This is a genomic window from Pseudomonas fluorescens, from assembly GCF_001307275.1.
Classification (GTDB): Bacteria; Pseudomonadota; Gammaproteobacteria; order Pseudomonadales; family Pseudomonadaceae; genus Aquipseudomonas; species Aquipseudomonas fluorescens_AA.
This window is the reverse complement of sequence record NZ_CP012831.1, coordinates 7,069,660-7,092,901: the sequence shown is the minus strand read 5'-3', so window position 1 is coordinate 7,092,901 and position 23,242 is coordinate 7,069,660. Positions and strand designations below refer to the sequence as shown.

General features: G+C 56.1%; 18 protein-coding genes and 1 pseudogene. 8 read left to right on the top strand and 11 right to left on the bottom strand.

Features of this window, described 5'->3' with window-relative positions; translation table 11 throughout:
- Positions 1–10 precede the first annotated feature (10 nt).
- Positions 11–1,252 carry an SMP-30/gluconolactonase/LRE family protein gene (locus tag AO356_RS30405; RefSeq protein WP_203225771.1) on the bottom strand — a complete coding sequence of 414 codons (1,242 nt, stop codon included), beginning with the start codon at positions 1,250–1,252 and terminating at the stop codon, positions 11–13.
- Positions 1,253–1,396: 144 nt separating this feature from the next.
- Positions 1,397–1,954 (bottom strand): hypothetical protein, encoded by a 558-nt coding sequence (locus tag AO356_RS30400; protein ID WP_013692809.1) that lies wholly within the window; start codon positions 1,952–1,954, stop codon positions 1,397–1,399.
- A 554-nt stretch (positions 1,955–2,508) separates the two neighbouring features.
- Between AO356_RS30400 and AO356_RS30395 the strand changes: the two genes are divergently transcribed.
- The 6 genes from AO356_RS30395 (at position 2,509) to AO356_RS30370 (ending at position 9,311) form a co-directional block, all read left to right on the top strand.
- A complete protein-coding gene (locus tag AO356_RS30395; RefSeq protein WP_060743018.1) occupies positions 2,509–4,623 on the top strand; it encodes an acetate--CoA ligase family protein in 2,115 nt (704 codons plus the stop codon).
- Between the two features lie 68 nt (positions 4,624–4,691).
- Positions 4,692–5,732 carry a CDP-6-deoxy-delta-3,4-glucoseen reductase gene (locus AO356_RS30390; protein WP_060743017.1) on the top strand — a complete coding sequence of 347 codons (1,041 nt, stop codon included), beginning with the start codon at positions 4,692–4,694 and terminating at the stop codon, positions 5,730–5,732.
- A gap of 55 nt (positions 5,733–5,787) precedes the next feature.
- Positions 5,788–6,519: an enoyl-CoA hydratase/isomerase family protein gene (locus AO356_RS30385; protein ID WP_081015488.1), complete on the top strand. Its 732-nt coding sequence runs from the start codon at positions 5,788–5,790 to the stop codon at positions 6,517–6,519.
- Between the two features lie 63 nt (positions 6,520–6,582).
- On the top strand, positions 6,583–7,377 hold the full coding sequence (locus AO356_RS30380; RefSeq protein ID WP_060743255.1) for an enoyl-CoA hydratase/isomerase family protein: 795 nt from the start codon (positions 6,583–6,585) through the stop codon (positions 7,375–7,377).
- A gap of 55 nt (positions 7,378–7,432) precedes the next feature.
- Entirely contained in the window at positions 7,433–8,365 is a 933-nt protein-coding gene (locus AO356_RS30375) for a LysR family transcriptional regulator (RefSeq protein WP_013692814.1), read from the top strand.
- Between the two features lie 193 nt (positions 8,366–8,558).
- Complete coding sequence (locus tag AO356_RS30370) at positions 8,559–9,311, top strand: IclR family transcriptional regulator (RefSeq protein ID WP_060743254.1); 753 nt, start codon at positions 8,559–8,561, stop codon at positions 9,309–9,311.
- A 121-nt stretch (positions 9,312–9,432) separates the two neighbouring features.
- Here the strand turns inward: AO356_RS30370 and AO356_RS33575 are convergent, their stop codons facing one another.
- The 6 genes and pseudogenes from AO356_RS33575 to AO356_RS30345 all read right to left on the bottom strand — a co-directional run bounded on the left by AO356_RS33575 (position 9,433) and on the right by AO356_RS30345 (position 16,693).
- Positions 9,433–10,137: a methyl-accepting chemotaxis protein gene (locus AO356_RS33575; protein WP_420480626.1), complete on the bottom strand. Its 705-nt coding sequence runs from the start codon at positions 10,135–10,137 to the stop codon at positions 9,433–9,435.
- A 198-nt stretch (positions 10,138–10,335) separates the two neighbouring features.
- Positions 10,336–11,187: pseudogene (locus AO356_RS33570) on the bottom strand (cache domain-containing protein); the annotation flags it as partial.
- Between the two features lie 370 nt (positions 11,188–11,557).
- The gene (locus AO356_RS30360) at positions 11,558–12,928 is read right to left on the bottom strand and encodes an MFS transporter (protein ID WP_060743014.1); all 1,371 of its coding nucleotides are present in this window, start codon (positions 12,926–12,928) and stop codon (positions 11,558–11,560) included.
- Between the two features lie 423 nt (positions 12,929–13,351).
- Positions 13,352–14,686, bottom strand: coding sequence for an NAD(P)-dependent oxidoreductase (locus AO356_RS30355; protein WP_060743013.1), 1,335 nt, complete (start codon positions 14,684–14,686; stop codon positions 13,352–13,354).
- A gap of 111 nt (positions 14,687–14,797) precedes the next feature.
- The gene (locus AO356_RS30350) at positions 14,798–15,574 is read right to left on the bottom strand and encodes an SDR family oxidoreductase (protein ID WP_013692819.1); all 777 of its coding nucleotides are present in this window, start codon (positions 15,572–15,574) and stop codon (positions 14,798–14,800) included.
- A gap of 3 nt (positions 15,575–15,577) precedes the next feature.
- Entirely contained in the window at positions 15,578–16,693 is a 1,116-nt protein-coding gene (locus tag AO356_RS30345; protein ID WP_060743012.1) for a CapA family protein, read from the bottom strand.
- A gap of 360 nt (positions 16,694–17,053) precedes the next feature.
- Here AO356_RS30345 and AO356_RS30340 point away from each other — a divergent pair, with 360 nt between their 5' ends.
- Positions 17,054–17,893 (top strand): SDR family NAD(P)-dependent oxidoreductase, encoded by an 840-nt coding sequence (locus AO356_RS30340; protein WP_060743011.1) that lies wholly within the window; start codon positions 17,054–17,056, stop codon positions 17,891–17,893.
- 52 nt (positions 17,894–17,945) lie between these two features.
- Here the strand turns inward: AO356_RS30340 and AO356_RS30335 are convergent, their stop codons facing one another.
- The 3 genes from AO356_RS30335 to AO356_RS30325 are packed head-to-tail and all read right to left on the bottom strand — an operon-like array spanning position 17,946 to position 20,706.
- Complete coding sequence (locus tag AO356_RS30335; protein ID WP_060743010.1) at positions 17,946–19,118, bottom strand: lactonase family protein; 1,173 nt, start codon at positions 19,116–19,118, stop codon at positions 17,946–17,948.
- Positions 19,119–19,532, bottom strand: coding sequence for a Zn-ribbon domain-containing OB-fold protein (locus AO356_RS30330; protein ID WP_060743009.1), 414 nt, complete (start codon positions 19,530–19,532; stop codon positions 19,119–19,121).
- A 4-nt stretch (positions 19,533–19,536) separates the two neighbouring features.
- Positions 19,537–20,706, bottom strand: coding sequence for a thiolase domain-containing protein (locus AO356_RS30325; protein WP_013692824.1), 1,170 nt, complete (start codon positions 20,704–20,706; stop codon positions 19,537–19,539).
- Between the two features lie 284 nt (positions 20,707–20,990).
- On the opposite strand from AO356_RS30325, the gene AO356_RS30320 reads away from it, so the two are divergent.
- The gene (locus AO356_RS30320) at positions 20,991–23,102 is read left to right on the top strand and encodes a 3-hydroxyacyl-CoA dehydrogenase NAD-binding domain-containing protein (protein ID WP_060743008.1); all 2,112 of its coding nucleotides are present in this window, start codon (positions 20,991–20,993) and stop codon (positions 23,100–23,102) included.
- The last annotated feature ends 140 nt before the right edge of the window (positions 23,103–23,242 follow it).

Here is a 23,242-nt window from a genome sequence, read left to right as displayed (position 1 = left end):
TTGAGACGGCTCATTTGAATGACGCCGGCGGCAAGCCATGGGTAAACACCTTGGCGTGGAATATTGTCGCTCCTTGCCCCTTATCTCCATCACTGGTGACGGAGTACAAGGTGTTCGTATGGGGATCAATTGCGAGGCTAGTCGATAGCAGATTGTGCCCTTGTTCGCGCCCCGGCAGCAGCACCTGGCCAATCGGGATACCGATCTGGTTAAAGACCATTACACGACCTTGCCCATAGATCGCCACATAGACATTGCCATCGGCGTCGACCCGCATCGAATCGGGGGAGGGCCCCGTGAAACGGTAGGGGATGGACGAACTGATGGTGGCGATGGTAGTAGCGTTGGCCAGGTCGATGCGATGCAGAAGGTTGCGGCCAAATTCGGTTGCCCACAGCGTTTTTCCGTCTGGACTTAGCGTAACGCCGTTGGCCATCGAGAGATGCGGCAAGACGACAACGGGAGGCGAAAGATCGGGAGAAACGTAATAGATCCCGCCCTTTGGCTCGGTCGAGATACCTTTGAAATCACTGAAGTAGAAACCACCCTGTTTGTTGAACGCCAAGTCATTGGGCATGAATCCGGTGTCTTGCGCGATGATGGTTTGCATTCCCGTGCCATCGGGTTTGACCGCGAAAATCGCGCCGAGGTTGCGGTTCAGATCGAGAGCCGCGATGAACAGACGTCCGTCGGGATGAAATGCCAGTCCGCCAGGGGAGAGGTTCTCTATCGTGGCTACGATTGAAAGCTGTTTGGTCGGCGAGAGGCGAAGTACGCGTTTACCCGAAACATCACAGAAAAGCAGGTTGCCCTCGCGGTCAAATATGGCGCCTTCCAGTATCCGTCCTTCGTTGGATGCTTTGAACCAGGTTTGAGCAGTAACCGTTGGAAGGCCTCGTTCCGATACCGGGATGGGTACTGGGCCTTGGGTCTGCTTGTCGTAGGCCAATGCTGAAGAGGGGGGGAGTGGCCCGGCATATGCGCCTGTAGCGACGCTGGCGGCGCCAAGGGCCAGACAGGCCAGCAGGCTGCGGAGCTGGAGTTTTTTGAGCGCTCCATGAGCACTGGTGCTTTTTCTATCCGAACGTTTCCTACAGACATGGATGCTTGTCGCGTTTATCGCTGTGTGCGGTGCAGGCATGTCGAGTTGTGTCAGCGTGGGTAAAGCGGTCGTAGCGAATAGCCGGCTGGGGGGCGCGCCGGATATCGGCGCGACCAGCCTTTTGAAATTGAACGTTACGCCAATGCTCATAACGAACTCCATTGTGCAAAGCCTTTTACTCCCCCTCAGGGGCGTAGACTTGTTTATTGTTTGATAGGGTGAAGCTGTGTTTCTTACGCGTTAAGGTTGGGCACACGACCAGCGAATGTCAGTTCGCCGGAGGGAACCCCTACTTCAAATCTCTTCCCGGGGGTACTGGAGCACGAGAACCTCGGCACCTTGGTCACCTGCTTGGATCTCGAACTTTTCCTCAGTTGATTCCACGACGATCATGGACCAGAGAGGAAGCTCCTCTTCGCCATGCAGCACGCTGCCGTTTCCGACGAAAACGTAATAACCCGACGCAATACCAGGGGGCGGACCGTCCACCTTCATACCAGCGCCCAATCGTAATACCTGAGCGCGCAGGCCATCTGCCTCATCTTCAAAAAGCAGTTCCCAACTCGCTTCTTCGCGGGCCTGCATCACAGGGGCAATGGAGAACTTGATGGGCTCGGACGTCAGGTGCCGGCGTTTGCTGGGACGCAGTTGTTCCCGGTAGCCAGGCTCACTCAAATAGACCGGTTGGGAGTTTCCGGTGTACATCCGCATGGCGACGAAGGACAGCCCTTGCGGACCCGCCACGATCGGCCCGTAAGCCGTGTGATGGTCTTTGAACTGGACGGTGAGCGGCTCAAGTACCTGCCCGCGATTACCCAGTGTGCCACTGCCAGCGATGAACAACTGAAACATCGACACCCCGTGGAAATGGGGCACTACTGCTTCGTGTGCTCTGAGTTCAGACATTGTCGCCTGAGGGCCTGGGGCCCGCGCTTGAGAGCTCCGCGGGCCAAAGAAGGTCGTTCCCCAATGCTGGTTTCCGGTACCGGGCGAAACGATAACGCTCCGGTTTGCAAGGGCGTCTGCCCCACTGCGCGTGTAAATCATCACCAATGCTCCTATTGAATCTGCATGTATGCAGGACAAATCAACCGTCCATACGAGGCCGTAGCTGCCCTCGGTCGACGCAAAATCATACTAGCATGTGTTTTGATAATTAGCACAAGTTTCAATGAGTGGAACTTGTGCGTAACAGATGCGTGCTGGGTTAGCGCCGGTTCAAGCTTGTGTAAAAGGGTGTTTTAGGTTTCATTCATTGGAACCAATTCCAAAAATAATTGACTTTCGGCTGGCTGCGGACGACAGTGCACCGTGGCAGCTCTGCTTTTGGGGAGAGCAGAGAAACGACTGCATCTCTTTACCTCGTCTCCCGATTTTCGATATCGATCAAGGGCTTCAGTACCGATATGAATAATTACAAAAACTTGCTTGAACCACGTTCGATTGCGGTTGTAGGCGTGTCGGAGGATGCGGGACGTCCCGGCTCTCAGGCCGTAAGAGCTCTGATGAGCAATGGATACACCGGTGCGATCTATCCGGTGAATCCCAAATACGAAACCTTTGAAGGTTTGAAGTGCTATGGGTCCGTTGCCGATATCGAAGGCGACGTCGACCTCGTAGTGGTTGGCGTTCCTGCGCAGGGTGTTTTAGCCGTGCTGGAATCGAGTGCGCAGAAGAAGGTTCCTTTTGCGGTGGTTCTGAGCGGTGGCTTTCGAGAGAGCGGTCCGGAAGGGATTCTCCGGGAGGAGAAAATGCTCGCGATTGCCCGGGCGGCGGGCATGCGTATTATCGGGCCCAACTGCCTCGGTTTTGCCAACATCCATTCTCGTGTCTACGCCGCATTCGGTAGCATTACGCGTGAACCGAAACTCGAGAAAGGGTCGGTATCGCTGGTGACGCAGAGTGGGGGATTCGGCTACAGCATCGCCCTTGCATGTGCCGAAGCCGGTATTGGTTTCCGGCATGTCATCGCGACGGGCAACGAAAGCGATGTCAACACGGTACAGCTCATTGAGGCGCTGCTTGATGATGACGAGACACACACCATCGTCGCCTATATCGAGGGAACCAATGACGGTCGTGCGCTGTTGGAAATCGGCCGCAAGGCTACGGCGCGCGGCAAGCCGATCCTGCTGTGGAAGGGGGGCGTCACCGAGCAGGGCGCACTAGCGGCCGCATCGCATACCGCCAGCATGACGGGTGTCTATGATTTCTATCGTGCCCTGTTCAAGCAAACGGGGATCGTCGAGATCAGAGAGATCCATGAAGCAGTGGATTTCCTCAAGGCATTGGAAAGCAAAAAATACCCGGACAATGGGGGTGTCGCGGTGATGGGGGTATCAGGCGGGTCTGCGATCGTATTCGCAGATGCGGGTGAGCCTGAAGGTCTGACCTTGTGTGAACTTGGTAACGATACCCAGCAAAAGCTGCTGGCGGTCGTGCCTAACATCGGGGCCGTCCATAATCCAATCGACCTTACCGCAGGGTATTTTTCAGCGGCCAATGCGCAGAAGTTGGAAGCCGCTGTAAGCGCGACGCTTGAAGACCCCGCCGTAGGATCGCTTTGCATTAACCTGGCAACCACAGGCGCCTCTGGCAGCCTGGCGGCAGCCCAGGTATTGGCCCGAATTGCCGCGTCGGCGTCGAAGCCGATCCTGGTTTTTTCCTCAGCCCCCAGCGTTCAGGTTGCAGAGGCGCTGCGTGTATTCGCTGATGCGGGAATTCCGGTGTTGCCTTCGCCGTCGCGAGCCGCCAAAGCTATCGCAATGCTGATGCGATTCAAGCGGACTCAATCGCGCATTTTGCAGATGCAAGAGGATGAGGGGCTCAAAGTAGAGCGAGCTTCTGTACCGCTTAGCACCGCCGTTGGCAGTCGGGCATCGTTGTCCGAGGTCGAGTCCAAGGAAATGCTGCGTTCCATCGGTATCCCCGTCACAACCGACCTGATCGTGAAGGGTTTTGACACTGCGCTGTTCGACAAAGTCAAAGCGCCCCTAGTCGTCAAGATTGTCTCTGCGGACATTGCGCACAAAACCGAAATAGGCGGCGTAAAGGTCGGCATTCGGACAGCCCAGGAGCTGGAGTCAGCGATCGAGCAGGTGTTAGCCAGCGCGCAACGGCATGTGCCTGCCGCCCACATTGAAGGTGTCCTCGTTTCCGAGATGGTGACAGGTGGCTTCGAACTGATTGCCGGGGTGGTCAAGGATCCTTCATTTGGCCCAGTGGTGGTAGTCGGCGCAGGTGGGATTTATGCGGAAGTACTGAAGGATTCCGCGTGTCGAATCGCCCCTTTCGGCCTGCCAACCGCTATGGAAATGCTCGATGAATTGCAATGCAGCGTGATCATGAACGGGGTTCGGGGCGCGCCTCCCCTTGACGTCGATGCTGTTGCCCGCGCGTTGGTGGCGTTATCGCAATTTGCCTGGCAGCAGCGCAGCGATATAGCCGAAATCGACATCAATCCAATGTTTGTATTGCCCCACGGTGTGATTGCCGCGGACGCCTTGATTGTGCGCGGTTAATGAACCGCCCCCAAGCTTGTCGCGAGGAAGAGCAATGTACAAAACATTCTGTAAAGGGGTGAATCGCTATGAATGACAGCCTGTCCGCCACATTGACGCATCGGGTCAATGTGAAGCCTATCGACCGCACGTTCGAGGTGCAGCAAGACGATACGATACTTGCTGCCGCCCTCAAAAGCGGGTGTCAACTGCCCTACAGTTGTCAAAATGGCATCTGCGGAACCTGTCGGGCCAAAGTACTCGACGGGGTGGTCGATCATGCGGAGTCCAGCATGGCGATACTTTCCAACGAGGACCGGCAGCAGGGATACGCGCTCCTGTGCCAGGCAAAGGCTTTAACCGCATTGACGATCGCCTGCGAGGTGGTGGAAGCAACGCAAGACATCCCTATTCGTCGGCTTGTTTCCCGTGTCGATCGTCTCGAGCGCCTGGCCGAGGATGTGATGAGAATTCGCCTGCGCCTTCCTGCCAAGGAGTCTTTCAGGTTTTTGCCTGGGCAATACATCAACGTGGTGATGCCAGGCGGTATTCGTCGCAGTTTGTCGCTGGCAAACGTGCCCGACGACAACGTGTTGGAATTGCATCTCAGGAATTACGGTGGCCCGTTTAGCCAACACGTTTTCAATGTCATGAAAGAAAACGACCTGGTGCGCCTTGAAGGCCCGCTAGGTACTTTTTTTGTGCGTGAAGACAGTAACAAACCAATGGTCTTCGTTGCCAGCGGCACAGGGTTCGCACCGATCAAAGCCATGATTGAGCGCGAACTTGAAAAAGCATCGAGTCGTGAAATAACGCTCTATTGGGGCGGGCGAAGGGCCTCGGATCTGTATTTGAGTTCCGTTGCCGAGGCTTGGACGAAAAGTCACAACGTCACGTTCATACCTGTCCTGTCAGAAGCGCACCCCGACGACCTATGGGAAGGTCGGGTCGGCTTTGTTCACCGTGCAGTCATGGAAGATTACGAGGATCTTTCCCAGCATCAGGTCTATGCCTGTGGAGCGCCCGTCGTCGTGCAATCGGCAAGGCAGGATTTTGTGGCCTTACGCAAACTCCCCGAGGAAGAGTTTTTCGCGGACATGTTTGTGTCGGGACAAAAGACTCCCCAGTAGAACTCGGGTCGTGTGTCTCGATGAAATAAAAACAAGCACGTAGAGGAAGATGTCCGTGGATGAACTAGCCAGCGAGTTGACGGTTGAGCGACATGAGTCGCTCCTGTGGATCACTCTTAATCGTGCCGCTAAGGCGAATGCGATGACGGTGGATATGATGGAGCGTATGACGGCTGCACTGCAGGCGGCCACTGATGACCCGCAGATAAACGCGGTGATGTTGACCGGGTCTGGTGAGCGCGTGTTCTGCGCAGGGGTCGATATTCGTGAACAACCGGCGGATGGTGATACGGCACGCCAGCGTGAACGAAGGTCGTTGGCGTTGGCGGCGCTACAGGACGCCGTGATGGACTGCCCCAAGCCAGTTGTCACAGTGCTCAATGGTACCGCGACGGGAGGTGGCGCGATGCTTGCGCTCTTGGCGGATGCCTGTGTCGCCGTCGATACCGCGAAACTGTCGCTGCCCGAAATTGATTTGGGTATCGCCACCTTCTCGGGTGCAAACATTTTAGAGGTCATCGGCGGACGCGCTTTGGCGCTTGATCTGATTCAGAGTGGCAGGGCGATGAAGGCTACCGAAGCATTGGCGAGAGGGCTGGTCCGCGAGGTAGCCCTGCGAGACGAACTCCATTTGAAAGCTTCGGCGCTGGGGCAGGCGTTGGGGGCAAAGAACCCGCGCACGTTTGCCGAAAACAAGCGGTGGCTCAATCGTTCGCTGAGAGCTGCATTGTTGCAGGCTCGGGACGAGCATGCACGACACCGTGCACTGGCTCAGGCCGAGCAATAGCGCAGCGGGCAACGAGTGTGGTTTTGCACGGGCGGCGTGTCCATATCGAACTGAGGGAATATGATGTCTGATCTAGAAGTCAGTACCGTTGGCCGGGTGATGGTAGCCAAGCTAAACCGGCCCGAAAAAAAGAACGCCTTGAGCGAGAGCATGCTGGATTCGCTTCGCACTGCATTGCTGGCTGCCGATGAAAATGATGACATCGGTTGTTTCGTCATTACCGGTGCCGGTGATGCATTCTGCTCCGGAGGCGACCTGGGCCGTCGGGCCGCCGAAAGCGCAGAGGGGGATCCAACGCCGCTCGAGCGTAAAATCAGATTGCAAAAAGTCACCCACCAGGTGGCATTAGCGATCGAGAACTTTGAAAAGCCACTCATCGCGGCGGTAAACGGCGCGGCGGTGGGGGCGGGCATGGATCTTTCGTTGCAGTGTGATATGCGTTTCGCATCAGAGTCGGCTCGATTTGCTGAGGCTTATATTCGTGTTGGCCTGATCCCTGGAAATGGTGGCTGCTATTTGCTGCCGCGCATAGTCGGTACCGCGAAAGCCCTGGAATTATTATGGACGGGCGATTTCGTCAGTGCTGAGGAGGCGTTGGCATTAGGCATCGTCAACCGAGTATTCAGTGATGACGAACTCATGCAGCAAACGCTGGATTTTGCTACACGCCTGGCGGATGGCCCTCCCATCCAGCAACGCAGCATAAAGAAGCTGCTATACCAATCGCTGCGGACTGATTTGCGGACGAGCTTGGAGTCGGTGGCTGCGCAGATGGCCGTGGTGCAATCCACGGATGATTACAAGGAGGCCATCAAAGCTTACAAGGAAAAAAGGAAACCGCGTTTTATCGGCAAATAGCGTGTCGTGCCTGGACCGACCGGTCCAGGCATCGTTGTGATAGTGGAGGTGTCCGATGGAACTGCGTCAACTGCGCTACTTTGTCCGGGTAGTTGAGTGTGGAAGCATGGGGCGAGCAGCGCTTGAACTCGATGTTGTCACCTCGGCCCTCAGTCAACAAATCAGTCGACTGGAGAATGAACTGTCCGTTCGGTTGCTGCTAAGAAAGAAGAGCGGCGTGCAGCCCACCAGCGCCGGATTGGCATTCTGGCATCGAGCACAACTGGTATTGCGCAACGCAGAGGATGCGGCCCACGCGGCCCGGACTGGACGGTTCGCCGGGCATGTCACGGTGGGATTGGCTCCATCCACCTCAGGCGTCGTTGCACTGCCGTTCATGGAGGCGATGCGAGAGCGATACCCGGATATTTCCCTTCGTATTGTCGAGGCGTTATCGGGCAACCTGGAGCGGATGCTGAGTGCTAGACAGATCGATCTTGCGATATTGTTTGGCGCTGATCATGGGCGCAGATTCAGCACTCAACCGCTGGTAAATGAACGTCTTTTCGCTATTTCCGCAGCTGACTTTTCCCTGGTCCGCAAGAGTGAATCGCTGTCAATCAGTGAGCTTTCCAACGTCCCCCTTATATTGCCCGGCAGTACGCACGGCCTCAGGGCGCTGATAAACAATGCTTTTGAAAGAGAAGGCTGCACGATGAACGTCATCGCGGAAATCGACGGGCTTGCGATACTCATGGACGCGGTGGGGGCGGGCTTGGGGATGACGGTGCAACCTAGCGCGGCACTTGCAAGGCATGATAAAGACCGTTTCGATACGGTACCCATTTCCGAGTTCAATTTTACCCGCTTGAATCAAGTCGCCAGTTTGTCGGACGATGAGTTGTCGCCGGCGGGTTTGGCAGCACGTGTTGTTTTGGCTGACGTCGTTCGTACGTTGGTTTCGGATAAACGTTGGCTGGGCACGCAGCTGGTAACGGTGCCCGACTGAACAAGGCGCGTTCGCCAGCCGTCGCGATGTGCCTCCGTTCTCAAGTTCGGTGGGTGGAACTGAAGTTGGCGAGTGAAATAGCGTCATGCTAGTATGTTATTTTGAGACTGATTCTCGTTTGTTGGCGAATGAAGCATTTCGTGTCGAGGAGGATCGTTACGATCAACGATTTTGATGGGGTTTTTCAAGAATGATGCGCTCTGTGCAACGTATCTTGGCAGTTTTCGAAAGCTTTAGTTCAGACCGCAGCAGCCTTACGCTTCAAGACATTGCAGACCGTATCGAGCTACCGAAGTCGACGACGTTTCGTATTGTCCAGAGTCTTGAAAAGGCTGGCTACCTGGTACGTCTCGAGCAGCAATATTGCTTGTCCTTCCGGTTCACGCGCTTGGCTGGCCTGGTAAAAAGTACCCTGGGTATTCGTGAGATCGCTCGACCCGTATTGCAAGAACTCGCTGAGCAGACTGAAGAAACAGTCTCCATTCATGCGGTGAGTGATCGCAATCGAGTCTGTCTCGACTCGGTCACTACCAGCTCGGCACCGTTGCGCGCGGTGGTCCAGGCGGGTGAACAGATTCCCTTGTTGGTAGGGTCTGCTTCAAAGGTCTTGATGGCCTATATGCCCAAAGCCCAGCTCACCCCGTTAGTCAAAAATGTTGCCAAAGCGACGAAGCGCACCAATGGCGCGGTGCTTGAAGAGTTCGCCATGATCCGGGAGCAGGGTTATGCCGTTTCCCATGGCGAACGGCTGTTAGGCATCTCGGCGATCTCGGTACCCATCAAGGACGTCAATCAAGAAGTGCACTATTGCTTGTCGGTGGGGGCACCGACTGTCCGAATGAACATGAATGAAAAGGAGTTTATCGAATTGGCGATCAAGGGTGCCGAAGTCATATCGCGACAATTCGGTGGAGAGGTGGCCTTGCCCGCCCCTACATCCGACTGATGATGTGCGCCTGGCCTCAAGCCTGGATGTCTTGACAGCGGCTCATCGCGAGAACGAAACGCTCCGCTGGTCACTTCCATGCGAATGGACCAGTTGGGACTTCCAGGCGAACGACGACGGTTCACGATTTGAAGCGCCCCACCAGACCGTTCAGTTCATCTGACAGACTCGACAACTTGCCGGAGTCATCTTGTGCAGAGTTGGCCAAGCTCTCCACCAGCCGAGCCTCGTCATAAATCTGCTGGATATGCCGATTGATCTCTTCGGCCACGCTATGCTGCTCTTCAGCAGCGGCGGATATCTGCAGGTTTTGATCCCTTATTTCATTGACCGACAATTGGATGCCTTCAAAGCTGTCTCGAGTGCTCTCGATGGACGATACGCTGGCGTGCGAGAGCTCCAGGCAGCTACCCATTTTGCCCATGACCTCCTGGGTCTTGCTGCCTAGTGCGCCGAGCAGTTGCTCGATTTCGCCGGTCGAATCGGATGTGCGCTTGGCCAGTGCTCTGACTTCATCTGCCACCACTGCAAATCCTCGGCCTTGATCGCCCGCCCTGGCGGCTTCAATGGCTGCGTTCAGGGCCAGCAGATTGGTTTGCTCGGCAATGGCGCGAATGGTGCCAAGGATCTGGTTGATGCTGCGACTGCCGGCTTCGAGCTCTGTCATGGACTGCGACGACTCGGTCAGACGGCGTCCCAGGCGATTCACGTTGTCCGTGGTGATCTCGATCTGCTGCTTGCCCTCCGCCACGCGGCGATGTCCATTCTCGGCGGACTCTGCTGCGCCGCTGCATGAACGGGCCACCTCATTGGCGGTTGCGACCATCTCGTTGAACGCGGTCGACACCAACTCCACCGCTTCGCGCTGTCTCCCGGCGGCCTCGTTCATGTTGTTGGCTACCTCGCTGTTAACCCTCGAGGCATTTTGCAGATTGCTCGATGCGGCGCCGATGTGTTGGATCAACTGACGTATGGCGCTGAGAAACTTATTGAACCAGCCTGCCAGTTCAGCGGTTTCATCGTTACCCTGAAACTCTAGTTCGCGACGCAGATCTCCCTCGCCCTGTGCGATCGATTGCAGTCCGGTGCTGACCTGGCTGATGGGTTTGACGATGGACTTGGAAAATGCCACGGCGACCAAGGCAAAAATGACTGTCAACCCTCCCACGATGAGGGTGGTGAGGTAGGTCATGCGAGTGGCCGCGCTCATGACTTCACTACGTTCGATCAAGCCGATATAGCGCCAGCCAAGATCAGGCGACGTCCAGACGTTGGCCATGTAAGGGATCCCATTGAGTTCAACCTCGGTTGATCCCTGCGGGATGGTGGCCAACTTTGCATAGGCCGCGCCCAGGTCCTTGAGCGGCTTGAAGCTATGCGTCGTGTCGCGGGGGTCTACCAGTACGATTCCGTCCTCGATCAACATCACGTAGCCGCTTTCGCCAAGCTTGATACTTTTGACCAGCTCTGTGAGGTTTTTCAAAGACACGTTCACGGCTAACACACCTTTGACGATGCCATCGCTCGTGATCATTGCCCTGGCTGTCCCCACCAGTGCTGCATCTTCCTTACCGTAATCATAGGCTGGATAAAAAGCGGGTGTTCGTACGGTTTTTCCAGGGCTCGCCATCGCCGCTTTATACCAAGGGCGTGAACGCGGATCGTAGTTGGCCAGCTGAGGATCATCTGGCCATTTGGCATAGGAGCCGTCCTCCAGGCCGATGGAGAGAATCGCCGCGGACGGGTGGGCCGCACCGTAATGCGCAAACCTTTCGATCAGTTGCTGGGCCGCAGGAGGCAATGGTCGGCTGGCGGCATCGCCGGTCTGGTAGTTCTTCAGCGCGCCAACCGATACATAAACTGGATCGGTTGCCATTTGATCGACATTTTGCTGGCTGGCGTCGAAAAACTGGCGAATGTTGCCATCGATCTGACGTATTTCCCGCGTACTGCCATCCATAAACTGATCAACTGCCAGCGTTCGTGTGTTAGTCACCGAAATCACTGCGACCAAGCTCACGGGTATAAACGCGACCAATACGAACGTCAGCACAAGCTTGTTTTTTATTTTCATAGTTAAGCCCATAAACAGGGAGGACGGGCAAACGGCCAATTTGGAGCGGTAGTCGCCTTTACAACCGATCCTGTTCGGGTGCGATATGTTCGGCGGCTCAGCCGATGAGGCGGACTGTTTTCAGTCCGCGCACATCTTGAGCCGCTCAGCGATCAGTTGACTGCAAAAAGGGTTATGTAGAAAGCTCTTGCCGCATTGCTTTCTGGGGCTGCGGCAATTCACTCGCCTTGTTGCTTGTCTTGTTGCCCACCGAGGTGCGCAGGTTTACTCCACGAGTCTCAGGAACAAACTGAGTTGTGATCAGACAGAGCACGGCAATCAACGTGACGTAAAAGGCCGGCGCCAGCGGGGAGCCAAACGCCTGGGACAGGTACGCAGCGATCAATGGGCACGTTCCGCCGAACATCGCGACACTTGTCTGATAGGAAATCGCGTGTCCGGTTGCACGGAACGATGTCGGGAAAAATTCCGCTGCGGCCACAAAGCTGGCTGCCCCATAAATCCCCAATCCGGCAGCGAGGAGTGTTTGCCCGGCCACAGCGCTAGCGAAGGAACCCGAGGCAGCCAAGTACATGGCCGGATATGCCGAGAGCGCTATCCATGCCGCACCAAATGTCAGTACTCGCTTGCGGCCAAACCGATCGCTCAATAAACCTCCTAACGGAAGTAGGGCTGAAAGTACGATGACGGCGATGGCGTTTGAGATTAAAGCCGAGGTGGAATCCAGCTTCCCGACCTCAATTAGAAAGGTGTACATAAAGCCGAGCAATAGGTAAGCCCCTACCGAAAAAACAGGTTGGACCATGAACACGTGCAACATACCCCTCAATCCACCGCAGCGAATGGCCGCGATCAGCGGATTTTTCTTGATTTTGCTGGCTTTACTGGCCTGGCGGGCTTGCTTGTACTCTTCAGGCTCATCGATGTTGCGGCGCAACCAGAACCCGACAACTCCGATAATGCCTCCAAGAAGGAAAGGGATGCGCCACGCCCAGTCTGAATACGCTTGATCCCCCGCTCCAAGCTGGAGTGCGACGACCAAACCGGCCACGACGGCGTTGGGCAGGTGAGAGAAAATCAGCGTGAAGCCAAGCCAGTATCCTCTGCGGTTTTCCGGTGCCGACTCGACGATGTAGCTGGTCGAGCCGGTCGTTTCGCCACCCAGTGCCAAGCCTTGTGCGATTCGACAGAGCAACAGCAGTAACGGTGCGGCGATCCCGATGGTTGCATAGGTCGGAAGCAGCCCGATGATCGCGGTGCCTAGTGCCATGAGCCAAACGGTCATCGCCATGACCCTGATACGGCCAAGGCGGTCCGCCAGATAGCCAAACATCAAGCCACCCAGGGGGCGGGCTACGAAGGCCACTGCATAGACTGCGAACGTGCTCAGAAGCGCGGCAGTTCGATCTGAGCCGGGAAAAAAATGAACGGATAAAATGGGTATTGAGAACCCGAATACAGCGAAATCGTAGATCTCACCGAAGTTCCCGATAGCGCCAGCGGCTAGCGATCGCCGAGAGCTGGTCGTTTTCGTCTTCGTCATGCGTCTTCTCCTGTGACAGGATGGTTTTTATTAGTTGATGCAAAGCTGATGCATCAAGACTGCAGGATGAAACAGTGTTGCTTCGCCATCAGGCCTTAGAGATGTTCGAGGCGTGGATCAATATTGCATTTTCGCCAGATGAATCTTGGTGGTCAGCGAGCGTAATGTTTGTGAAAAGCGTTTCTGCGATGACGCAATCCGCTAACGAAGGTTATGTTAGAAAGACGCGTGTTGCTGGGGTTTAAAAGCAATACGCGTTCACTATTTGTTAATAGGTTGGCGAGGTTTGCCGGACCAGGCAGGTAGCCGAGCGTGGGCTTGTTTCCTGCAGAAGGTGCCGCTGGCTTACCGCCGCATCGGGACAGACTTTGGTTTTCCTATAGACCTCGATCGATTCCACGCTCACTATTCGTGAGCCGCCAATCAATTGCAGTTGGAGGAGGGCTTGAACTGAACCGCGGAAATAGAGCTGTAGAACGTGCTCAAGTCTTTTATCGGGACTGGATCGCTGATCTGATGATCCGCTTGCTCGAAGAGGCTTCGTGCAGCATTGGCGATCAACATGGGAGCTCCAAGATCATTGCCGCGCAAACAGGCCGCTTTGAGGATGGTTTTTTCGCTCGAGAGTGCCGTGTTGTCCAGGGCGTGACTGGATAACAATTGGGTATAAATAGAGCGAGAGGATTCACTCCATCCCGATGTCTTTTCCAGGACCTGTGCCATGTCTTCCAATGCCAACCCATATCGCAGGCCTGCCGCCGTGCATTCATAAGTAATCGCGCTGCATAGCGATGCGATCGCACCTGTGACCAACTCGATGGCGTCACCTTCAGGGCACGCTTGAGGGGCGCCATCCGTGGTCAGCTTCACGGCGTCGCCGTCGTACAGTTTTGTCGCCGCCATGCTTTCGATGAGCCCGACCATGTCTTCGAGCTGCGCAATTGGCCCCAGGGTGTTGGTTCCGATTTGCAACAATGCCCTGACCAGAGCGGTTAGCGGCATTGGGACATCCCTGGACATTCCCAGCGCGACGGCTTGATCGACGTCTTTGAGCATCAATGCGAGGGCGAAATTGGTGGAGGGTTTTCCCTGGGCAAGCGCGGGTAGCATTCTATCCGTGGTTTGATTTCGCGCTTTGTTGCGGTTCAACACGTCCGCCATCAGGGGCAGTGACAGGCCGGCTTTTTTGCCCATGGCCACGACTTCAAGGGTCCCGAGTCGGCAGCCAGCATTCATGGCGTTGTTGACCATTTTCATGGCTTGACCGTCGCCGACCCTTTCGCCACAACGATAAATCGTTTGGGTGATAACTTGTAAAACGGGGAGGGCGCGCTCGTAAACCGTATCCGGGCCCGCAACCATCAGGGTGGCTTTGCCTTCGGCAACGACCAGGGGGCTGGCAGACACCGCAGCATCCATCATGTCGATACCGCGTTCGGCCAGTTCTTCGGCCATACGTCTGGTCTCGCCCGGGATACCACTTGTTTGATCAATGATCAGCGTCCCCGGCACCAATCCGGCCGCGAGGCCGTTTGGACCGAACAGCGCAGACCTGACGTCCGAACTGCGTGGCAGGCACAGGAAGATGACGTCACACCGGCGAGCCAGGTCGGCCGCCGTAGGCGCGACATCGGCGCCCAGTTTCTTGAACGTGTCGACGGCAGCCGTGTTGATATCCCACACGCATAACGAGTGAGACAGGAATCGACGAGCGAGTTGACTGCCGAGGGCGCCGAGCCCGATGTATCCGATTTTCATTGCCTGTCGCCTCTCTTGTGACCATTCAACCGACGCATGCGACGTATAGGGGGAATGGTGCAGATAATTTTATTGTTCTTGGGGGGGGGATGAGAGCATATTGCCTGAATGCTAAAGCAATGAACCGATCATGCCGCCATCAACGCTGATGCTCGATCCAGTGATGAAACCCGCCTGTGTGGATGCGAGAAACGCGACCACGCCACAGACCTCGTCTTGCTCCCCCATGCGGCCGAGCGGCGTAAGTTTGCGGCGCGCCTCTGCCTGCTCCGGGGTGTACGCGGCGGTGCCGGTGCGGTGCGATGTGTCGATCAACGCCGGTGCTACGCAATTGACAGTGATGCCGCAAGAGCCCACTTCGTTCGCGAGATGTTTCATGTACGCGGTAACGCCGGCGCGAAAAACGGTTGAAAGGCTATGGTGCGGCATGGGTTGCTTTACTGATGCCGAGGTAATGGCGATGACGCGACCCCATTGCTTCTTGAGCATCTGAGGAACCATTTCCTTGGCTACCTGGATGGTTCCCCAGAGTTGATTTTGATAGGCCTCTTGCCACCGTTCCTCTTCAGTTTCGTCGAGCGTCGCCCGCAGCGGATTGGGGGCTCGTCCCGTGTTCAGGACGAGGATGTCGGTGCCGTTGAATGTAGCGTTCACCGTGTCGGCGAGGCGCTTTACGTCAGCGGCGACGCGCATGTCGCCGGCAATGGCGACTGCACGCACGCCGTGCTTTGCCGTTATTTCCTGGGCGAGGGCGGCCAGTTTGTCCGCCGAGCGTGCAAACAGCACCACGTGAACGCCCTCGGCCGCCAGTGCGTGAGCAATGTTCTTGCCTAAACCTGCGCTGGCGGCGGTTATGACTGCCACTTTTCCGTTGATCTTCAGGTCCATGATTTACTCCGATACGATGATTTCATTGCCTTCAACGCTAAATCGATGTGGCATGTCTTCGGAGGCCCATTCCAAGTAGGAAAGCACTTCATGGAATCGAGGATCGTCGTGATTCAGCACTTCAGGCCGATACCGTGCGTCCATGACCATCGGAAGGAACGAAACTTTTTGTATACCGTTTTTGGTCGCCACTGCTTTGGCGAGCAAGCTCAAGGTACAGGCCTTGCCGTAGGGCATGAAAGGGTATTCGGGGTCGAGGTCCGCGTGATTGCGAACCGCACCGTGGGACCAGGCGGGTTCGTTCCATGAAGGCGCGGGAAACGACTTGGTCATTGCGAACACGCCGAGACTGTAGAAGATGGCTTTGCCCTTATACATCTCGATCGCTTTGGGAATATGCGGTGCGTGACACACCACCATATCTGCACCGGCATCAATGGCAGCATGGGCTACGGTCACCTGGTAATCGGAGATCACGCGTGGCAGCCGGATGACGCCGGAATGAAAAGCCAGGATAACGACGTCTACCTCACCTTTCAGCTTCTTGATGTCCTCGATCAGGTTCGCCAGGTCGCTGGAATCGGGTTCCGTGCGAATGCGAACGGGCTGGTGGGGACCACGTGTTTCATAGGAGGTATCGACCTTGATACTGGACACGCCAGGTTTTTGCGGGCCTGCCTCACTGCCGGCAGGACCGAGCGAGGTATAGCCCATATAACCGACCTTGATCCCGTCGTGTTCAATGATTGCTGGACATCGTGCTTCTTCCAGATCCCGACCTGCGCCTGTCACCTGGATGCCGCGCGAGACAAAGAAGTCCCGGGTATCCACGAGGGCATCCGGGCCGCTGTCGTAGCTGTGATTGTTTGCCAGGGTCACCGCATCGAACCTGCCATTGGTGAAAATAGCAGCCATTTCAACGGGCTGACCGACTTGTGGGGCATGATCTGCGCGCACGGTGCGGTCCGAGTAGGTGCGCATGCAGTTGATGAAGCGCATATCGGCCGAGGCAAGGGTCGGCAGGACGAGCTCTGTGTATCCCTCCACCGGGAAGCCGTCTTTCGGTCCATGCGTGGGTCCGCAGTCCCCGCCGATCAATATGGTGGCGTTCGATGTCATTTTCCCTCCTATTATTTTTGTGGGGAATTTATGGTTCCGATGAATGAAACATATGCTGCTAGTTAGAACTGATAATAGCACTGCGAAAACGGCATGACCACGATTTGTACAGGCATCATGTCGTTGGATAAAGAGTCAGTTTTGATTTTCTTGGTTCTGATGATCGGAACAGGTATCGATAATAAGAACATGTGATAGTATCAATTTCGACTTCCTTCCGGGCGCGGGCGTTACCTGCCTGAGCGTCTCTGTGGCAGGTCGAGGGTCGACGCCTGTTCAGGAAAACGGCGTTGGTGCCAGTCTACTATTTAAAATTATCAGTTAGTTCAATCGCTTACATGAAAATAAGAGAGGGCGGAAATGGCAGGCTCACTGGATCAAACGCAGGGGTACACACCGGCAGGGCGGCTTGCCGGGAAAGTTGCTGTTGTTATTGGTGCTGGACAAAGCCCGGGCGAAGGCATGGGTAACGGTCGAGCGGCGGCCATTCGATTTGCACGTGAAGGGGCGCACGTTCTGGCCGTTGATCGGCAAATCGAGTCCGCTGAGGAAACTGCGGCGATGATCATTCAGGAGGGCGGTTCCGCTGCAGCATTTTCTGCGGATGTGACCCGGGAACATGAGTTGGCCCTTGCCATGCAGATGGCAAAAAAACGTTGGGGGGCCCTGGATGTCCTGCACAACAATGTGGGGGTCAGCCTCGCCGGTGGTGACGCCGACTTGATGGACATCACCGAAGATCAGTTCGATAACATTTGCCGTATCAATCTTCGCGGTACCGTCTTTGCCTGTAAGCACGCAGTAGCACTCATGCGCGAACAAGGGGGCGGGGTTATCGTCAATGTGTCATCCGCGGCGGCATTGGGTAAGTATCCCTACGTTACCTACAAGGCTACAAAAGCGGGTGTCATTGCTTTCACCGAGCAGTTGGCGCTTCAAAATGCTCCTTATGGGATCAGGGCAAACTGCATCCTGCCAGGCTTGATCTCGACGCCGATGGCGGTTGAGGCGCGTATTCAAGCGTGGAACCAGACGCGTGAGCAGGTCAGCGCGGAGCGCAACGCCAAAGTGCCGCTCGGCCGCCAGGGAACCGCTTGGGATGTTGCGAATGCGGCCCTGTTTCTTGCGTCCGATGAAGCCAATTTCATCACTGGTATCTCATTGGCGGTGGACGGCGGCCGGCTGCTCAATCGTATTTAATTGTAGTCCCCCACTGCTGGCAGTGGGGGACCATCGGCGCATTGCCGCTCAATCAACGTAGCCCGACAATACCCATCCAGTACTGAAGTTGATTTCCTGGCGTCTCGACATCGACGCTTCGAGCGTACTTGAGATGCCCGTCATCACCTATCCGGAATATCGACAGTGTCGCGGGCGTTACAGCCAGCCCTTTTTCATCATCGTATGTGGCCAAGGCCTTGATACTCGCCGTGACGAGCAAACGGCCACTGGGATCACAGGCAAATGTTCGGACGTGAAAGGAACGAGTGTCCACATGCTGAACGAGTGTGGGCTCGCCTGTTTCAGGGTTGATAGCGTAGACGGCTATGTTGTTTTCACCTCCGGAGAACACTTGGTGCCCCTGGTCGGAGTGCGTCGCATCTGCGCGATTTACCAGGTAAACAAACTTCCCGTTTGGATGAACATGGATTGCACCGGCGAGTTGTCGCGGGCGCACGTGCTCAGGGGTTCGCAGCGTTCCCCGCGTGAAGGCTGGCTCGGCCTCGATCCGGTCACCGTCATGTCGGAACATGTAGAGACGGTTGGTTCGCTCGTCGGCTGCGTAAAGCCACGGATGCGTCGGATGAAAGTCGACATGCCGCGGGCCGAAGTCATAGCCATGATTCGGCGCAACCACATCGCTCATTTGGAGATGCTCTTCAGTTAGCCGAAATGAACGGAGTGCCCCGGGATCTTCCAGCTTGTCTGTCGTTGCGTTATTGCCGCGGTCAACTACCAGGACTTGTTTGGCGGATGGATAAAACATGACTTGGTGCGGATAGACCCCAAAGTCGGTGTCCGGATCCTGAGCCTGGCAACTGCCAATTGTACGGTCTGCGTTGATGCGGTGCACAGTCAATGAGCCGCGCTTGAAATTGTGGGCATTGACGATAAATCGTCCCAGGGGGTCGATACACAAATGTACCGCTCGGTAGGGAAGTCGCGCAGGTAAGCCGTGAGTGTTGAGTTGCCCGTCAGGTCCCAACGAGTAAGCGCTGACGTGATTGTGATGGGACTCCACCCTCGGGCCACCGTCGCTTGTTGAGACATACAGGAAGCCGCCGGATGGATGAGGCCATGCGTATTGCACCTTTGAGGCCACAGTGACGCTTTCCATCCTGTGGAGCGTTGCGCTGTCTACGTCAATCATATAGCGCGTGATGACATCATCTACGGCGCTGTAGAGTACGGCGCGGCTGCTCATTCAAGCCTCCGAATGGTCAATTGTGAACATGGGAACGGACATGCCGCTTTCTGATTCTTTAAACGCGACCCTGACCCGCTGCCCGATGCGAACACTGTCCAGATCAACATCGACAATATTCGTAAGCATCATCAGTCCCTCGTCAAGGCGCACATAGGCAATGCAGTACGGTGCTGATGCGCCGCGTCTTGTGATGCTGAAGGTGTAGATTGTCCCGGTCCCGCTTGCGGTGATCCATTCGACATTGGTGCTCCAGCAAAACGGGCACAACGCACGAGGATAATGATGCGGTTGATGGCAGGCATTGCAGCTCTTCAAGAGCAGGCGCCCCTCGGCCGCAGCATCGAAATAGGGTTCATCACCGGGGTTCAGGATGGGGTCGCTGATGGGGCGTTCTGTGTAGGGGGTCGACATGTTTTTACTCCCTTTCCATGATGACGGTGGCTGCACCGTGCCGATGACCTATCGCGCCGCCGATGCCGGTGGCGAGGGCTAGCGAACAGTTGGGAACTTGCACCTTTGGATGAGCCTCGCCTCGAAGCTGTCGTACGGCTTCGATTATTTTTGTGATCCCGCCGCGATTGGCGGGATGGTTATTGCACAGGCCGCCGCCATCGGTGTTGAACGGCAACTTGCCGATGCCCGAAATAAGGTTGCCGTCCGACACGAATTTTCCGCCTTCGCCTTTTTTGCAGAATCCCAGGTCTTCAAGTTGTAGGATGACGGTGATGGTGAAGCTGTCATAGATGGAGGCGTACTGGATGTCGGCCGGTGTCACACCCGCCTCTTCGAAGGCTCGAGGGCCGGTCCACGCGGCTCCGGTATAGCTCAAGTCGAGGCGTCCACCCATCTGGTGTTTAGTGGATTCACCGCAGCCAAGTATCCGTACCCGTGGTCTGTTGAGGGCCTTCGCAATCTCCGGGCGGGCAACGATAACTGCGCCGCCGCCGTCGCTCACGACGCAGGAATCGAGACGCCGCAGCGGGTCAGAAATCATCGGCGATGCCAATACATCTTCGACCGAGACCACTTTGCGCAACATCGCCAGAGGGTTGTGTTGCGCATGGTGAGAGGCGGCGACCTTGACCCACGCCAGTTGCTCGCTGGTTGTGCCGTACTCATGCATGTGGCGCATCGCACACATGGCATAGAGGTTCAACGTGACTGGGTTATAGGGCATCTCGAATGGCGCGTCCGGTAGATTGACTCCTCGTACGCGCGCCTGTATCCCAGAGATACCTTCAGAGTTGGGGCGACCAGCCAGTGTAATCAGAGCCACGTTGCATCTGCCCGCTGCTATTGATTCTGCAGCGTGGGCGATATGGGCGAGATAAGAGCATCCTCCCATATCGGTCGAATCGACATGCCTCAGCTTGTCCAGATTCAGGTAGTTGGCCATCGACCATACATTCCCGCCGGGTGCATCGCCCGCGCAGAAATATCCGTCGATGTCATCTTTGCTTAATCCCGCGTCTTCAATTGCCCCTTTCGCCGCCTCCGCATGTAGTTGTGCCACCGAATGGTGGGGGGCCTTGCGTAGGGGGTGCTCATACGCTCCGACGATGTATGCCCTGCCTTTTATTGTCATCTCTAGGGTTTCCTCAGTGCATGAAGATGAAGCTCGAATGTGCTTTCCGGTACCTTCGTTCAGGGGGATCGGTCCAGCGTCAAAGACTAAAGTAGCACAGCAAAAAGTTCCGATCAGTGAAATCCGTGCTGATTATCAAAACTCATGCTACCATCGATTCAACGTTGTTTGGAGCGCAGGATGGCGCTGCACTCAAATTTCCGGGCCAAACCTGGATGCTCATTGGGTGCGAGCGGTCGCGGGGTAGGGGCAGGCCATATTTTTTTTTGAGACAGGAAGATGAGATGAGCGAAAGCCTGATGGTCAGTTACGAAGTCGAAGGTGTTGTGGCCGTAATCACAGTCAACAATCCGCCCGTCAACGCCCTGACTCCCGAGATGAGAGGGAGCATCATTGACGCCGTTACCCATGCGAACGCCGACCCGGCTGTCGCGGCGATCGTGTTGATGGGGGGTGGCCAGAATTTCATCGCGGGTGCTGATATTCGACAGTTCGGCAAGGCGAGAACAATCACTACCAGCATGAGTGCTGCGGCACTCGACGCCAGCGCCAAGCCGACTGTCGCTGCTATTCATGGATATGCGCTGGGAGGCGGTCTCGAGCACGCCCTCGCTTGCCATTACCGGATTGCATTGCCCACAGCCAAGCTCGGATTGCCCGAGGTCGCTCTCGGGCTGATACCAGGAGGCGGCGGTACGCAGCGTTTACCAAGGCTGGTCGGGGCGGCCGTAGCCACCGATTTGCTCGTCTCCAGCCGCCATATCCATGCCCCCGAAGCATTGCAGATCGGGCTTATTTCCCAGATTGTTCCAGGAACACAAAACCAAGAGCTTCGTGACGCTGCCGTAAGGTATGCAAAAGCAGTGGCGCACGCTCAACCGCAGCGCGTACGCGATTTGGCGCTCGAACCGATGGATGCGACAACCATGGATTTGCTGCAAGCGGCACGCCGCGAAGCAGCCAAAAAGTCTCCTCACAACAAGGCGCCTCAGTACGCGATCGATTGTATCGAAGCAGCTTTCAACCTGCCGTTTGATGAGGCTCTAGAGGTTGAGAGCCGCTTGTTTTCTGAGCTGGAGGGTTCTGATGTTGCCAAGGCACTTCGCTACGCATTTTTTGCCGAGCGCGAGGCTGCCAAGGTTCCGGATGCGCCCCCGGGTTTCAAGCCTGCTGGTGTGACGTCCGCTGCTGTGATCGGCGCGGGAACGATGGGCGCCGGTATTGCCATTTGCTTCGCTGATGCAGGCATTGTGGTGAAACTCCTGGAAGCGAGTGCCGAAGCACTGGACAGGGGCCTGCAGCGCATACGTGACATCTACGCCGTAAAGGTCAAGCGCGGACGCATGACTGTGCAAGAAATGGATGCATGCCTTCAGTTTGTCCAGCCTGTCTCTCATTACGAAGAGATCGGCGACTGTGATGTCGTGGTTGAAGCGGTGTTTGAACGGATAGATCTGAAGAAGGATGTGTTCACCAAACTTGATGCGGTGATGAAGCCTGGCGCGCTGTTGCTAACGAACTCTTCCGCGATTGATATCAACGTCATGGCCAACATGACAGGCAGGCCTCAGAGCGTCGCCGGCGCTCATTTCTTCGCTCCCGCGAACGCGATGAAACTGTGCGAAATCGTGAAGGGTGATCAAACCTCGATCGAGACAGTTGTGCGGGCAATGAAGATGGGTCGCGATCTTAAAAAAGTCTGCGCGGTCTCCGGAACGTGCGATGGCTTCGCGGCAAATCGCAGTCGCGCGCCGCTGGTCACGGAAATGATGCTACTGCTTGAGGAGGGAGCACGCCCTGAGCAGATCGACAGGGTCATGGTTGAATTTGGCTATCCAATGGGACCGTTCGCAGTGAGCGATCTGTCCGGTCTCGATGTCAGCTATGACACGCGCAAGCGTCGCGCGGCAGCTGACCCTCAATACAGGAAGCTCCATGTCCCGGATCGGATGGTCGAGCTGGGCCGCAAGGGCCAGAAAAATGGGGCCGGGTGGTATCGCTATGAAGAAGGTGACCGCACACCTCGTCACGATGAAGAAGTGATGCGGATCATCGCGACCGTCGCCCATGAGCTTGGCACGCCTCAGCGTACCTTTACCGACAGTGAAATCCTCAAACGTCTGTTATTTGCCTCGATCAACGAGGCTTGCAAGATCCTGGATGAAGGTAAGGCATATCGAGCCAGTGACATTGATGTCATGTGGTTGTACGGCTTTGGATTTCCTCGCCATCGAGGAGGGCTGCTGTACTGGGCTGACACGATCGGGGCCACGGAAATCCATCTGCAAGTGCAGCAATGGCATGAGCAATACGGCAGGCGTTGGGCACCTAGTCCGCTGCTGTCGAAAGCGGCCAATGAAGGGCTGTCCCTGAGAGAGCTGAAATCAGTCATATGAAAGCAGGGCAATGGCAACCATGGCCGCGTGCGGCCGGTAACAGCTGTTCTGGCAAAGTGAAAGCAACGCCCTGGTTGCTGTCCCCCAAGGGTTACGAAACGCTTCCCATGGTCGGCAAAGGGGCCAACAAGTAGAAAATG

Excerpts from the sequence above, each read along its gene's own strand:
- AO356_RS30405 (WP_203225771.1), bottom strand. The coding sequence starts at position 1,252 with ATGAGCATTGGCGTAACGTTCAATTTCAAAAGGCTGGTCGCGCCGATA.
- AO356_RS30400 (WP_013692809.1), bottom strand. The coding sequence starts at position 1,954 with ATGTTTCAGTTGTTCATCGCTGGCAGTGGCACACTGGGTAATCGCGGG.
- AO356_RS30395 (WP_060743018.1), top strand. The coding sequence starts at position 2,509 with ATGAATAATTACAAAAACTTGCTTGAACCACGTTCGATTGCGGTTGTA.
- AO356_RS30390 (WP_060743017.1), top strand. The coding sequence starts at position 4,692 with ATGAATGACAGCCTGTCCGCCACATTGACGCATCGGGTCAATGTGAAG.
- AO356_RS30380 (WP_060743255.1), top strand. The coding sequence starts at position 6,583 with ATGTCTGATCTAGAAGTCAGTACCGTTGGCCGGGTGATGGTAGCCAAG.
- AO356_RS30375 (WP_013692814.1), top strand. The coding sequence starts at position 7,433 with ATGGAACTGCGTCAACTGCGCTACTTTGTCCGGGTAGTTGAGTGTGGA.
- AO356_RS30370 (WP_060743254.1), top strand. The coding sequence starts at position 8,559 with ATGCGCTCTGTGCAACGTATCTTGGCAGTTTTCGAAAGCTTTAGTTCA.
- AO356_RS33575 (WP_420480626.1), bottom strand. The coding sequence starts at position 10,137 with ATGGTCGCAACCGCCAATGAGGTGGCCCGTTCATGCAGCGGCGCAGCA.
- AO356_RS30360 (WP_060743014.1), bottom strand. The coding sequence starts at position 12,928 with ATGACGAAGACGAAAACGACCAGCTCTCGGCGATCGCTAGCCGCTGGC.
- AO356_RS30355 (WP_060743013.1), bottom strand. The coding sequence starts at position 14,686 with ATGAAAATCGGATACATCGGGCTCGGCGCCCTCGGCAGTCAACTCGCT.
- AO356_RS30350 (WP_013692819.1), bottom strand. The coding sequence starts at position 15,574 with ATGGACCTGAAGATCAACGGAAAAGTGGCAGTCATAACCGCCGCCAGC.
- AO356_RS30345 (WP_060743012.1), bottom strand. The coding sequence starts at position 16,693 with ATGACATCGAACGCCACCATATTGATCGGCGGGGACTGCGGACCCACG.
- AO356_RS30340 (WP_060743011.1), top strand. The coding sequence starts at position 17,054 with ATGGCAGGCTCACTGGATCAAACGCAGGGGTACACACCGGCAGGGCGG.
- AO356_RS30335 (WP_060743010.1), bottom strand. The coding sequence starts at position 19,118 with ATGAGCAGCCGCGCCGTACTCTACAGCGCCGTAGATGATGTCATCACG.
- AO356_RS30330 (WP_060743009.1), bottom strand. The coding sequence starts at position 19,532 with ATGTCGACCCCCTACACAGAACGCCCCATCAGCGACCCCATCCTGAAC.
- AO356_RS30325 (WP_013692824.1), bottom strand. The coding sequence starts at position 20,706 with ATGACAATAAAAGGCAGGGCATACATCGTCGGAGCGTATGAGCACCCC.
- AO356_RS30320 (WP_060743008.1), top strand. The coding sequence starts at position 20,991 with ATGAGCGAAAGCCTGATGGTCAGTTACGAAGTCGAAGGTGTTGTGGCC.